We start from the raw sequence: 12,304 nt of genomic DNA, 5'->3' as shown, positions 1-12,304 counted from the left end.
AAAATAAAAATGTATTGAAAAATGCATAAAAACATTCTAAAATATATCTTGTCAAACGGACATGGTGTCCAATAAAAACAAACAAATGGGAGGAGTTACAACGATGAGAAAATTCAGAAAAACAGCAGCTGTTGCTCTGGCAGCCATGATGGCGTTTTCCGTAACAGGATGCGGAGGCGGAGCAAAGGAAACAACCGCGGCTGCAGCAGCTGACACAACCGCAGCAGGATCTGAAGCTGAGAAGGTAAGCGAGGCAGTTACAGAGGCCGCAAAGGAAGAGGGCAAGAAGATTGAGGATATGACCGTTGGTGTATTCTATTATACATACAGCGACACATATATTTCAAGCGTCCGTACCGCCCTGGACGAGTCCTTAAAGGCAGCTGGGATTGATTTCCAGGATTATGATGCAAACAGCAATCAGACTACACAGAATGAGCAGATCGATACTGCGATCAGCACCGGTGCCAATCTTCTGATCGTAAATATCGTTACCTCCGGTTCTGTTGACGCTTCTCAGGCTATTGTAGACAAGGCACAGGCGGCAGGCATTCCTGTTATCTTCTTTAACCGTGCCGTTGAGTCTGATGAGGAAGAGGGCAAAGTACTTGGAAGCTATGACAAGTGCGCATTTGTAGGAACCGATGCTCCCGAGGCAGGCCATATGCAGGGCGATATGATCGGTAAGTATCTGGTAGAGAACTTTGATGCCGTAGATTTAAATGGTGACGGAAGCATCAGCTATGCAATGTTCATGGGCCAGTTAGGAAACGTAGAGGCAATTTACCGTACACAGTATGCTGTAGAGGATGCAAACAAGGTTCTGACAGAAGCTGGAAAAGCTGAGCTTCAGTACTTTGATTCCTCCAACAAGGACTGCTATCAGGTTGACCAGGACGGCAACTGGAGCGCAACTGCAGCAAACAACTATATGAACACCAACCTGTCCCAGTATAATAAAGAGAACAACAACATGATCGAGCTGATCATCTGCAATAACGATGGTATGGCAGAGGGCGCTATCTCCGCATTAAATGATAAGGGTTACAACCTTGGCGATGGAACCAGCACCACAATTCCTGTATTCGGCGTAGATGCTACAGATGCTGCAAAGCAGCTGATCGCAGACGGCAAGATGACAGGTACCATCAAGCAGGATGCTGAAGGTATGGCAGAGGCAATTGCATTCCTGACACAGAACGTGGCAGAAGGCAAGGCTGTTATGGATGGAACAGACAGCTATAACATTTCTGAGAATGTAAGCAACAAGATCTATATCCCATACGCTGCTTATACAGGCGAATGATGAAAGTCTGATTTTGAAAGCGGCCTCTGCCCCAAGCGGCAGGGCCGCTTTTTGAAAGGAATACACGCAGTAAAAGGAAAGCGGGGAGGGAAGCTGTATGGATAAAGAAGTGCTGCTGCAAATGACAGATATCTGTAAGGAGTTTCCGGGTGTAAAGGCTCTGGACGGCGTTTCTCTGACAGTAAAAAGAGGGACTGTCCATGCTCTTATGGGTGAAAACGGCGCTGGTAAATCTACGTTGATGAAGTGCCTGTTCGGCATCTATAATAAGGACAGCGGACATATTTATCTGGAAGGAAATGAAATTAACTTTAAAAATTCAAAAGAGGCTCTGGAACATGGTGTAGCCATGGTGCATCAGGAGCTGAATCAGGCGTTAAAGCGCAGTGTAATGGATAACCTGTGGCTGGGGCGCTATCCCCGCAAGGGAGTTATGATTGACGAACACAAAATGTATGAGGATACAAAAAAGCTGTTTAACGATCTGGGAATCGATGTAGATCCCAGACGGATTATGAGCACCATGCCTGTATCCCAGCGTCAGATGCTGGAGATCGCAAAGGCGGTATCCTATGACGCAAAGGTGATCGTATTTGACGAACCCACCTCATCCCTTACGGAGCAGGAGGTAGAGCACCTCTTTGATATCATCAATATGCTTCGTGACAAGGGCTGCGGCATTATTTACATTTCCCATAAGATGGCAGAAATCCTGCGTATTTCTGATGAAGTTACAGTTATGCGCGACGGTACCTGGGTAGCCACGGAGCCGGCAAAGGAGCTGACCACAGAAAAAATCATCAAACTGATGGTAGGCCGTGAACTGAACAATCAGTTCCCGCCAAAGACAAACAAGGCAGGAGAGGTGGCCCTTGAGGTAGAGCATTTAAGCGGCCAGTATTCTCTTTTAAATGATGTTTCCTTTAATGTAAGAAAGGGTGAGATCATTGGACTGGCAGGCCTGGATGGAAGCGGACGGACAGAGGTTCTTGAGAATCTGTTTGGTATTGCCACCAGAAAGTCGGGAACGATCCGTCTGGACGGGAAGCAGGTCTTAAACCGGAATGCAAGAGAGTCCATCAAAAATGGTTTTGCCCTTTTGACCGAGGAGCGCCGTGCAACCGGTATTTTCGGTATTCTGGATATTCGTGAAAATACGGTTATTTCGAACCTTAAAAATTATCGGAGCAAGGCATTTCCTTTGATGCTGGACGACAAAAAGATGAGACAGGATACCCAGTGGTCCATTGACGCCATGCATACAAAGACGCCTACCCAGGAAACAAAAATCCGCAGTCTTTCCGGAGGAAACCAGCAGAAGGTTATTCTGGGAAGATGGCTTCTTACAAAGCCAGAGGTGCTGCTTCTGGACGAGCCTACACGAGGAATCGACGTAGGTGCGAAATATGAGATTTATCAGCTGATCATTGACCTGGCAAATGAAGGCAAGGTAGTCATCATGGTATCCTCAGAAATGCCGGAGCTTTTAGGAGTATGCGACCGTATTCTGGTGATGTCAGGAGGACGGCTGGCAGGGGAAGTTGACGCCAGAAATACCACTCAGGAAGAAATTATGACACTTGCAGCTAAATATGTATAAAAGGGGGATATGGACAAATGAGCCGACTGAATATTTTCGCAGCTATCCAGGGGAAAATAGATTACTACAAAAGTCTGGATGCAAAAGATAAAACCACCTACTGGAAGGAAGCCCTGATCAACAATGCGCTTTACATCCTGCTGATCATTGCTATTATTTACACCTATTCTCAGAACCACAAGTTCCTTTCAGGAAACTCCATTGTAAACATTGTCAGCCTTTCAGCAGCAAACATCCCCATTGCCTGTGGTATTGCAGGATGTATTGTACTGACCGGTACAGACCTTTCTGCAGGACGCGTTGTAGGTTTGACTGCCTGTATTTCCGCATCCCTGCTGCAGTCCTTAAGTTATGCAACAAGAATGTTCCCTGACCTTCCGGTTATGCCTATCTGGGTTGTAATTCCTCTGGTTATGGTTGTGGGAGGTATTGTAGGATGGGTCAACGGTTTTTTCGTAGCCAAGTTTAAGCTTCATCCCTTTATCGTTACTTTGGCTACCCAGCTGATCGTATACGGCGCTCTGCTGATGTATGTTATGATCAATGGAAACAACGGCCAGCCTCTTTCCGGCCTGGATGATTCCTTTAAGAGCTTTGTAACAGGCAGCAAGCTGTCTCTGGGCGGCATTCCGATTCCAAACTATGTATGGTATGCAATTGTTATCGTAGTCGTAATGTGGTTTATCTGGAACAAAACTGCGTTTGGCAAAAATATGTTTGCCGTAGGTTCCAATCCGGAAGCGGCCAATGTATCCGGTGTTAATGTAAACAAGACGATCATTATGGTACATACTCTGGCAGGTATGATGTATGGTCTGACCGGTTTTATCGAGTCTGCACGTATCGGTTCCAATACTGCCAATACAGGTCTGAACTATGAGTGTGATGCGATTGCAGCCTGTGTAATCGGCGGTGTATCCTTTGTAGGCGGTACTGGTAAGATCAGCGGCGTGGTACTGGGCGTGTTCCTTCTGCGGATCATTTTCGTAGCGTTGAACTTCCTGTCCATTAACCAGAACCTGCAGTACATTATCAAGGGACTTATCATTCTGGTGGCATGCTCCATCGATATGAGAAAGTATCTGGTAAGAAAATAATAAGCTGAATTTTTATTGCTGCGGAAGCGGATTGTACGCATCCGCAGCAATTTTTGTCTGAACGATTATCGTATGAATGTGACACAAGGAGGTTTCCGCATGGAAGAAGAGAAGAAAAAGCTTTTTGGCAGAGGGATTTATGGAAGCAAGGATGTGCCCATACGGATCCTGGATGGCCTGATCGTGGGAATGATCCTTTTAGCAGTTGTGCTGACCGTTATTTTCAGTATCAACGGAGGATACCGTGTGACTTTTGACACCCGGGGCGGCGGAGAAATCCCCTATCAGAAGCTGCGCTATGGAAAATTAGTGGAAAAGCCTGAGGAACCTCAGAAGCCAGGATATGAATTTGTGTGCTGGAAGAGAGAAGAGGCAGAAGGGGAGTGGTCGTTTGAGCACGATCAGGTAAAAGGAGATATGACGCTGACTGCCCAGTGGAAGCCTGCCTCTGTTCTGGTTAAGTTTGATCTGGATGGGGGAACGGTAGATGGAAAGACAGAGGCAGAACCGGTTTTTGTGACCTATGGGGAAGTGTACGGAGCACTTCCGGAACCTGAAAAAACGGGCGTATCCTTTAAGGGATGGATTTACAGCGGTCAGATGATCGAAGCTGACACAAGAGTAGCCATGACAGGCGAACATGTCCTTACGGCTGTTTATGAGGATTAGAAAGGCGGCTGTTCTGATACAGTCCCGAAAAGGTAACATCCTCCCCAAACCAGTCCGGCGGCGTAAAAGAATCTGCATCCTCTATGGTAGGAAATTCCACCTCCGCTAAGATCAGTCCCTTGTAGCAGCCGGAAAAGATGTCCAGTTCAATGGTCAGATCGGTTCTTCCTTCCAGGGGAAGGAGCCAGCGCACTTTTGTGAGGACCAGGCCGTCGGCTTTTTTTAAAAGATGTTCATAGGACTCCTTTGTGAGAGGAAGATTATATTCTTCCCTTGCAAGGAGTCCTTTTCCTTTGTAGGTGAGATAATAGGAATCGTCCTCCCGGCGCACACGCACCACGGGATCAGTGCACAGATAGGCCTGCTCAATGGCATGGCAGGGAAAGGCCCGGTAATTTTCCGGCAGATCATTCAGACATTCGATCTTGTATTTACGTTCGATTTCCATTTAAAACACTCCTTTGTGAGATTTATCTATATTTTATCCCTTTTCGCAGAGACTATCATATCATTTATCTCTTTTCAGGGAAAGGGAGAAATGATAAAATAATGTCAATATAAGATAAAGGGAGAATATATTATGTCAAAGGTTTTTGCATTTGTGGCAGACGGACTGGAAGAAGTAGAGTGTCTTGCAGTGGTGGATGTTTTGAGGCGTTCCGGCGTGGATACAGAACTGGTATCGGTGATGGGCCGGAAAGACATTACCGGCGCTCACGGAATCCACTTTCAGGCAGACGTTCTTTTTGAAGAGGTAAATACGGATGAGGCGGACGTACTGTTTCTTCCGGGAGGGATGCCCGGAACCAGCAACTTAAAAGCACATGAGGGATTGTCTGAAGCCATCTGCCGTGCTAATAAGCAGGGCAGGAGGCTGGCGGCCATCTGCGCGGCTCCCAGTATCCTGGGAGAGATGGATCTGTTAAAAGGACGGACTGCCACCTGTTATCCTGGCTTTGAAGACATGCTTCACGGGGCTTCCCATACGCTGCAGGGCGTAGTGACAGACGGAAATATCACTACAGCCAGAGGACTTGGCTATGCGCTGGATCTGGGCCTGGAACTGGTACGCCTTCTTTTAGGATCCCAGCATGCTGCCGGCCTTAGGGCTGCGATCCAGTACAATCAGGCAAAATAGACGGATCTGCTTAACTTTTTCAAAAAATACTAGCCTTTTTCCCGTCTCCATGATATAATGCTACATTGAAGTGTAGCGCCCTCATGGTTATGGGCGAATCACATATATTTTAAGGAGGAACCCGTAATAATGAGTGTACAGGTAGAAAAGTTAGAGAAAAATATGGCTAAGCTGACCGTTGAAGTCAGCGCAGAAGATTTTAAGGCTGCGATCAAGAAGGCTTACAACAAGACAAAGAACCGTTTTGCAATCCCCGGCTTCCGTAAGGGCAAGGCTTCTCAGGCTGTGATCGAGAAGATGTACGGTGAGGCTGTATTCTATGAGGATGCTGCTGACGAAGCGATCAACTCTACCTATGCTGAGGCTATGAAGGAGAGCGGACTGGATATCGTTTCCAGACCGGAGATCACAGTAGAGCAGATTGGTAAGGATCAGGCATTCATCTACAGCGCATTAGTTGCTGTTAAGCCGGAAGTTACCTTAGGCGAGTACAAGGGCGTTGAGGTTGAGAAGGCAGACGCTGCTGTAACTGCTGAGGATGTTGAGGCAGAGCTTAAGAGAGTACAGGAACAGAATGCAAGACTGCTGACTGTTGAGGATCGTCCGGTAGCTGACGGCGACCAGACTGTCATCGACTTTGAGGGCTTTGTAGACGGCAAGGGCTTTGAGGGCGGAAAGGCTGAGGATTATCCTTTAACCATTGGTTCTCATTCCTTCATCGATACCTTTGAGGAGCAGCTTATCGGCAAGAACATCGGTGAGGAGTGCGAAGTAAACGTTACCTTCCCAACTGAGTACCATGCAGCAGAGCTGGCAGGAAAGCCTGCTATGTTCAAGGTAACTGTAAAGGAGATCAAGGTAAAAGAGCTTCCTGCCCTGGATGATGAGTTCGCATCTGAGGTTTCCGAGTTTGATACTCTGGATGAGTACAAGCAGGATATCGAGAAGAAGCTCCAGGAGAGAAAAGAGAAGGCAGCCGCTTCCCAGAATGAAGACCGCGTAGTTGCAAAGGTAGTTGAGAATGCCTCCATGGAGATTCCGGAGAAGATGATCGACGCTCAGGTTGACAACATGCTTCGGGAAACTGCACAGCGTATGCAGAGCCAGGGTCTGTCCATGGATCTGTACATGAAGTACACAGGCATGACTGCAGATCAGATGAAGGATCAGATGCGTCCTGAGGCTGTAAAGCGCATCCAGACCAGACTGGTTCTTGAGGCAGTTGTAAAGGCTGAGAACATCGAGACTTCTGAGGAGAAGTTAGATGAGGAGATCGCAAAGATGGCTGAGGCCTACAAGATGGAGGCTGACAAACTTAAGAGCTACATGACGGACAGCGATAAGGACCAGATGAAGCAGGACCTTGCAGTTCAGGCAGCAGTTGATCTGTTAGTATCCGAGGCTAAGCTGGTTTAATCCACACAGGATGGCAGGGGGATCCCTTCTTTCGTGTGTCTGAAAGGCGCAGGAAAGGGAGGATCTCCCTGGTTTCATTTTGAAAATAAGTGTTTTATTATACAGAATTACAGGAGGATGGTTACATGAGTTTAGTACCCTATGTCATTGAACAGACCAGCAGGGGAGAGCGTTCCTACGATATCTACTCCAGGCTGTTAAAGGAGCGTATCATATTCCTGGGCGAAGAGGTAAATGATACTTCCGCAAGCATTATTGTGGCTCAGCTTCTGTTTCTGGAGGCGGAGGATCCTTCCAAGGATATCCACCTTTATATCAACAGCCCCGGCGGTTCCGTATCCGCAGGCTTTGCTATTTATGACACCATGAAATACATCAAATGCGATGTGTCTACGATCTGCATCGGCATGGCAGCCAGCATGGGTGCATTCCTTCTTGCAGGAGGAACAAAGGGCAAGCGCTTTGCTCTTCCCAATTCCGAGATCATGATCCATCAGCCCTCCGGCGGAGCCAGAGGCCAGGCGACAGAGATCAAGATTGTAGCTGAAAACATTTTAAAGACCAAGAAAAAGTTAAATGAGATCCTGGCAGCCAATACAGGCAGATCCATTGAGGAGATCGAGCGGGATACGGAGCGCGACAACTATATGTCTGCTGAGGAAGCAAAGGCATACGGCCTGATCGATGAGATCCTCACACATCATTGAGAAGAGTTAGGAGATAGGAAAGGGTAGGTATAGTATGCCAGTTAGACCAGATGACACGATCCGCTGTTCCTTCTGCGGAAGGACGCAGGATCAGGTACGCAAGATGATTGCCGGAACGGGCGACAGTAATGTATATATTTGTGACGAGTGTATTGAACTGTGCTCTGAGATTCTGGAGGAGGAGTTAGAGGGAGATGCAGAGGAGGCTTCTGTCTTAAATGATATCCATCTGTTAAAGCCAAAGGAGATCAAGGCATTTCTGGATGAGTATGTGATCGGACAGGAGGCGGCAAAGAAGGTTCTTTCCGTTGCCGTGTACAATCACTACAAGCGCGTCACCTCCTGCAGGCATATGGATGTGGATGTGCAGAAGAGCAATATCCTGATGATCGGCCCCACGGGCTCCGGTAAAACCTATCTTGCACAGACTCTTGCGAAGATTTTGAATGTCCCCTTTGCCATTGCAGATGCTACGGCCCTCACAGAGGCAGGATATGTAGGCGAGGACGTGGAAAATATTCTCTTAAAGCTGATCCAGGCGGCTGATTACGATGTAAACCGTGCGGAGTACGGCATTATTTACATTGATGAGATCGACAAGATCACTAAAAAGGCAGAAAATGTTTCCATTACCCGCGACGTGTCCGGCGAAGGCGTACAGCAGGCGCTTCTTAAAATCTTGGAGGGAACCGTTGCCAGCGTTCCGCCTCAGGGAGGCAGAAAGCATCCTCATCAGGAGCTGATCCAGATCGACACCACCAATATCCTCTTTATCTGCGGCGGCGCCTTTGACGGTCTGGAAAAGATCGTGGAACAGCGCATCAGCGCTGGCTCTATCGGCTTTAATGCTGAGGTGGTAAACCGCAATGAGATGGATATTGATGAGCTTCTGCGCAAGGTAGAGCCTCAGGATCTGACAAAATTCGGCCTGATCCCTGAGTTTATCGGCCGTGTGCCGGTAGAGGTATCTTTAGAGCAGCTGACAAAGGAAGCTATGGTGCGCATCCTGTCTGAGCCGAAGAATGCTCTGACAAAGCAGTACCAGAAGCTGTTCGAACTTGACAATGTAAAGCTTGAGTTTACCAAAGAAGCATTGGAGGAGATTGCCAGACTGGCGGTAGAGCGCAAGATCGGAGCCAGAGGACTGCGTTCCATTTTGGAAAGCGCAATCATGGATCTGATGTATGAGATTCCTTCCGATGATTCCATTGGTATCTGCACCATTACAAAGGCTGTGATCGATAAAACAGGGGAGCCGGAGTTTGTATACAGAGATATGCAGCCGGCAGCCAGAAAGCCTTTATCCGAACGGATCAGAGGAGGAAGAAACGGGGAGATCGCTTAAGGCGTACCGTTGATCGATGAAAATTAGCAAGAACATTTCAGACCGCTGCAAACCAGATTCCTGCATTTGCAGCGGCCTTTTTAAAGATACGAGGTGACAAACAGATGGAAGAACGAGTGATAACCATGCCGGTAGTGGCCTTAAGAGGACTTACCATTCTTCCGGGAATGGTACAGCATTTTGATGTAAACAGGCCCAGGTCCGTAGCGGCGGTGGAAAAGGCCATGATCGGAGATCAGAAGCTGTTTTTAGTCAGCCAGAGGCATCCGGAAATTCCGGATCCTGAGCTTAAGGATTTATACCAGGTAGGTACCATTGGAGTCGTAAAGCAGCTGGTGAAGCTGCCGGGAAAGACAGTGCGGGTGCTGGTAGAAGGGCTTGAGCGTGCGGAGCTTCTTGATTTTGATTCGCAGGAGCCCTGTCTGATCGGAGAGATCAGTTCCATGGAGCCGGAGCAGGAGGATGCAGATGACTTGGCAAAGGAAGCCATGGTGCGGATCATCCGGGAAAAACTGGAGGAGTATGGAACCGTAAACTTAAGGGCAGCCAAGGAAAACCTGCCGTCCCTTCTTCTGATCAACGACCTGTCTGAGCTGTTGGATCAGATTGCGATCCAGCTTCCCTGGGATTATACGGTGCGCCAGAATGTGCTTGAGTGCACCCTGCTTTCCGTCCGCTATGAGACCGTGCTTCAGACGCTGCTTACCGAGATGGAGGTTTACCGGATCAAAAAAGATTTTCAGGAAAAGGTAAAGGCAGATATCGATAAGAATCAGAAGGAATACATCCTCAGAGAGCAGATGAAGATCATCCGTCAGGAGCTGGGAGAGGATACTTCCCTGTCAGATGCAGATGATTATCAGGAAAAGGCAGAGAAGTTAGAGGCAGAAAAGGAAGTAAAGGAAAAGCTTTTAAAGGAAGTCGGACGCTTCCGTACCATGCCCACGGGAAGCCAGGAGGCAAATGTGCTGCGGACCTATATTGAAACCCTTTTAGAGCTTCCTTGGAAAAAAATGTCAAAAGATAATGATGATATCCTTCATGCCCAGGAAGTGCTTAATGAAGACCATTACGGCCTGGAAAAGGTAAAGGAGCGTATTCTGGAGTATCTGGCTGTGCGCAGCCTTACAAAGAAGGGCACCAGTCCCATTATCTGTCTGGTAGGCCCGCCGGGAACGGGAAAAACATCTATTGCCAGATCTGTAGCCAGAGCGCTGAATAAAAAGTATGTGCGCATCAGTCTGGGTGGCGTCCGGGATGAGGCTGAGATCCGGGGCCATCGGAAAACATATGTTGGCGCTATGCCCGGCCGTCTGGCAGAGGGACTGCGTCAGGCGGGAGTGAGCAATCCGCTGATGCTTCTTGATGAGATTGACAAGGTAAGCAGCGATTATAAGGGCGATACCTCATCGGCTCTTTTAGAGGTCTTAGACGGCGAACAGAATGTGCGGTTCAGGGACCACTACATAGAGGTGCCCATTGATTTATCCCAGGTTCTCTTCATTGCCACGGCCAACACAACCCAGACCATTCCAGGGCCTCTTCTGGACCGTATGGAGGTCATTGAGGTAAACAGCTATACGGAAAATGAGAAGTTCCACATTGCAAAGGATTATCTGGTAGGAAAGCAGAGAGAGAGAAGCGGACTGACAGAGGAGCAGATCGTATTTTCCGATAAGAGCCTGGAAAAGATTATCCACAATTATACCAGAGAGGCCGGAGTGAGAAACTTAGAGCGCCGGATCGGAGACGTGTGCCGCAAGGCCGCCAGAGGGTATCTGGAGGATAAGAAGCACAGCCGTATCCGCATCACGGAAAGCAATCTGGAAAAATATCTGGGAAAGGAAAAGATTACCTTTGAGGATGCAAATGAGGAGGACGAGGTGGGAATCGTACGGGGACTGGCCTGGACCAGCGCCGGAGGCGATACTCTTCAGATCGAAGTCAATGTGATGCCTGGAAAGGGAAATCTTTTAATGACCGGACAGCTGGGAGATGTAATGAAAGAATCCGCTCAGACGGCTCTTACCTATGTGCGTTCTATCTGCCCGGAATACGGGCTGGCAGACGATTATTTTGAAAAACATGACCTGCATATCCATATCCCGGAGGGCGCTGTGCCAAAGGACGGCCCATCAGCAGGCATTACCATGGCGACAGCCATGCTGTCTGCTGTGACAGGAAAGAAGGTTCTTGCAAAGGTAGCCATGACCGGTGAGATTACCTTAAGAGGCCGGGTACTGCCTATCGGAGGCTTAAAAGAAAAGATCCTGGCAGCCAAGATGGCCCATATTAAGAAGGTTCTTGTGCCGGAGAAAAACAGGCCGGATATCGGAGAGCTTTCTAAGGAGATCACAAAAGGACTGGAAATCGTATTTGTTAAAAACATGGAATCAGTGGTAAAGGAGGCATTTGCATGATTATTAAATCCGTAGATCTGGAAACCGTATGCGGCGTCACCAGCCGTCTGCCGGAAAATACGCTGCCGGAATTTGCCTTTGCAGGCAAATCCAATGTGGGCAAATCTTCCCTGATCAATGCCCTGATGAACCGCAAGTCCTATGCCAGAACCTCGTCCCAGCCGGGAAAGACGCAGACCATCAATTTTTACAACATCAATCAGGCGCTGTACTATGTAGATCTGCCTGGATACGGCTACGCAAAGGTTTCTCTGGAGGCCAAGGCAAAGTGGGGAAAGATGATCGAGCGGTATCTGCAGAAATCCCCCATGCTTAAGCTGGTGTTTCTGCTGGTGGATATCCGCCACGAGCCCTCTGCCAATGACAAAATGATGTACGACTGGGTGGTGAGCAATGGCTACCATCCGGTGATCATCGCCACCAAGCTGGACAAGCTCAAACGCAGCCAGGTGCCAAAGGCCGTAAAGACCATCCGCACAGGGCTGGGAATGGAGAAAGAAGATATCCTGATTCCTTTTTCTGCTGAGACAAAGCAGGGGAGAGAGGAGATATGGGAATTGATTGAGAGTGTGGCGTTGGGAACAGAAGAATAAAGAAAAAGGGACT

Annotated in this window: 11 protein-coding genes; 10 read left to right on the top strand and 1 reads right to left on the bottom strand. The window is 48.2% G+C overall.

Annotation, left to right across the window (positions count from 1 at the left end):
- Nucleotides 1-103 precede the first annotated feature (103 nt).
- The 4 genes from ACZM6M_RS04400 to ACZM6M_RS04385 all read left to right on the top strand — a co-directional run bounded on the left by ACZM6M_RS04400 (nt 104) and on the right by ACZM6M_RS04385 (nt 4,672).
- Entirely contained in the window at nt 104-1,306 is a 1,203-nt protein-coding gene (locus ACZM6M_RS04400) for a galactose ABC transporter substrate-binding protein (RefSeq protein WP_337933308.1), read from the top strand.
- A gap of 97 nt (nt 1,307-1,403) precedes the next feature.
- Nucleotides 1,404-2,906: a sugar ABC transporter ATP-binding protein gene (locus ACZM6M_RS04395; RefSeq protein WP_418762435.1), complete on the top strand. Its 1,503-nt coding sequence runs from the start codon at nt 1,404-1,406 to the stop codon at nt 2,904-2,906.
- A gap of 17 nt (nt 2,907-2,923) precedes the next feature.
- Complete coding sequence (locus tag ACZM6M_RS04390) at nt 2,924-4,003, top strand: galactose/methyl galactoside ABC transporter permease MglC (protein WP_418926240.1); 1,080 nt, start codon at nt 2,924-2,926, stop codon at nt 4,001-4,003.
- Nucleotides 4,004-4,102: 99 nt separating this feature from the next.
- On the top strand, nt 4,103-4,672 hold the full coding sequence (locus ACZM6M_RS04385; protein ID WP_337933313.1) for an InlB B-repeat-containing protein: 570 nt from the start codon (nt 4,103-4,105) through the stop codon (nt 4,670-4,672).
- On the opposite strand, the gene ACZM6M_RS04380 is transcribed toward ACZM6M_RS04385, so the two are convergent.
- Entirely contained in the window at nt 4,650-5,120 is a 471-nt protein-coding gene (locus ACZM6M_RS04380) for a CYTH domain-containing protein (RefSeq protein WP_337433808.1), read from the bottom strand. The genes ACZM6M_RS04385 and ACZM6M_RS04380 overlap by 23 nt on opposite strands.
- Nucleotides 5,121-5,252: 132 nt before the next feature.
- Here ACZM6M_RS04380 and ACZM6M_RS04375 point away from each other — a divergent pair, with 132 nt between their 5' ends.
- From ACZM6M_RS04375 to yihA, 6 genes are all read left to right on the top strand, one after another.
- Entirely contained in the window at nt 5,253-5,810 is a 558-nt protein-coding gene (locus tag ACZM6M_RS04375) for a DJ-1 family glyoxalase III (RefSeq protein WP_066547711.1), read from the top strand.
- Between the two features lie 129 nt (nt 5,811-5,939).
- Nucleotides 5,940-7,226, top strand: coding sequence for a trigger factor (gene tig, locus ACZM6M_RS04370; protein WP_066547714.1), 1,287 nt, complete (start codon nt 5,940-5,942; stop codon nt 7,224-7,226).
- A 125-nt stretch (nt 7,227-7,351) separates the two neighbouring features.
- Nucleotides 7,352-7,933: an ATP-dependent Clp endopeptidase proteolytic subunit ClpP gene (gene clpP / locus ACZM6M_RS04365; RefSeq protein ID WP_066547717.1), complete on the top strand. Its 582-nt coding sequence runs from the start codon at nt 7,352-7,354 to the stop codon at nt 7,931-7,933.
- A 34-nt stretch (nt 7,934-7,967) separates the two neighbouring features.
- The gene (clpX, locus tag ACZM6M_RS04360; RefSeq protein WP_066547721.1) at nt 7,968-9,278 is read left to right on the top strand and encodes an ATP-dependent Clp protease ATP-binding subunit ClpX; all 1,311 of its coding nucleotides are present in this window, start codon (nt 7,968-7,970) and stop codon (nt 9,276-9,278) included.
- Nucleotides 9,279-9,382: 104 nt separating this feature from the next.
- Nucleotides 9,383-11,698 carry an endopeptidase La gene (gene lon / locus ACZM6M_RS04355; RefSeq protein WP_340275460.1) on the top strand — a complete coding sequence of 772 codons (2,316 nt, stop codon included), beginning with the start codon at nt 9,383-9,385 and terminating at the stop codon, nt 11,696-11,698.
- Entirely contained in the window at nt 11,695-12,291 is a 597-nt protein-coding gene (yihA, locus tag ACZM6M_RS04350) for a ribosome biogenesis GTP-binding protein YihA/YsxC (protein WP_337433806.1), read from the top strand. Before lon ends, yihA begins: the two co-directional genes overlap by 4 nt.
- Nucleotides 12,292-12,304: the final 13 nt, after the last annotated feature.

The sequence above is a fragment of the Enterocloster sp. genome, from assembly GCF_057861365.1.
This window is presented reverse-complemented; position numbering and strand designations above follow the sequence as displayed.

Coding starts and splice junctions, on each gene's coding strand:
- ACZM6M_RS04400 (WP_337933308.1), top strand. CDS start 104: ATGAGAAAATTCAGAAAAACAGCAGCTGTTGCTCTGGCAGCCATGATG.
- ACZM6M_RS04395 (WP_418762435.1), top strand. CDS start 1,404: ATGGATAAAGAAGTGCTGCTGCAAATGACAGATATCTGTAAGGAGTTT.
- ACZM6M_RS04390 (WP_418926240.1), top strand. CDS start 2,924: ATGAGCCGACTGAATATTTTCGCAGCTATCCAGGGGAAAATAGATTAC.
- ACZM6M_RS04385 (WP_337933313.1), top strand. CDS start 4,103: ATGGAAGAAGAGAAGAAAAAGCTTTTTGGCAGAGGGATTTATGGAAGC.
- ACZM6M_RS04380 (WP_337433808.1), bottom strand. CDS start 5,120: ATGGAAATCGAACGTAAATACAAGATCGAATGTCTGAATGATCTGCCG.
- ACZM6M_RS04375 (WP_066547711.1), top strand. CDS start 5,253: ATGTCAAAGGTTTTTGCATTTGTGGCAGACGGACTGGAAGAAGTAGAG.
- tig (WP_066547714.1), top strand. CDS start 5,940: ATGAGTGTACAGGTAGAAAAGTTAGAGAAAAATATGGCTAAGCTGACC.
- clpP (WP_066547717.1), top strand. CDS start 7,352: ATGAGTTTAGTACCCTATGTCATTGAACAGACCAGCAGGGGAGAGCGT.
- clpX (WP_066547721.1), top strand. CDS start 7,968: ATGCCAGTTAGACCAGATGACACGATCCGCTGTTCCTTCTGCGGAAGG.
- lon (WP_340275460.1), top strand. CDS start 9,383: ATGGAAGAACGAGTGATAACCATGCCGGTAGTGGCCTTAAGAGGACTT.
- yihA (WP_337433806.1), top strand. CDS start 11,695: ATGATTATTAAATCCGTAGATCTGGAAACCGTATGCGGCGTCACCAGC.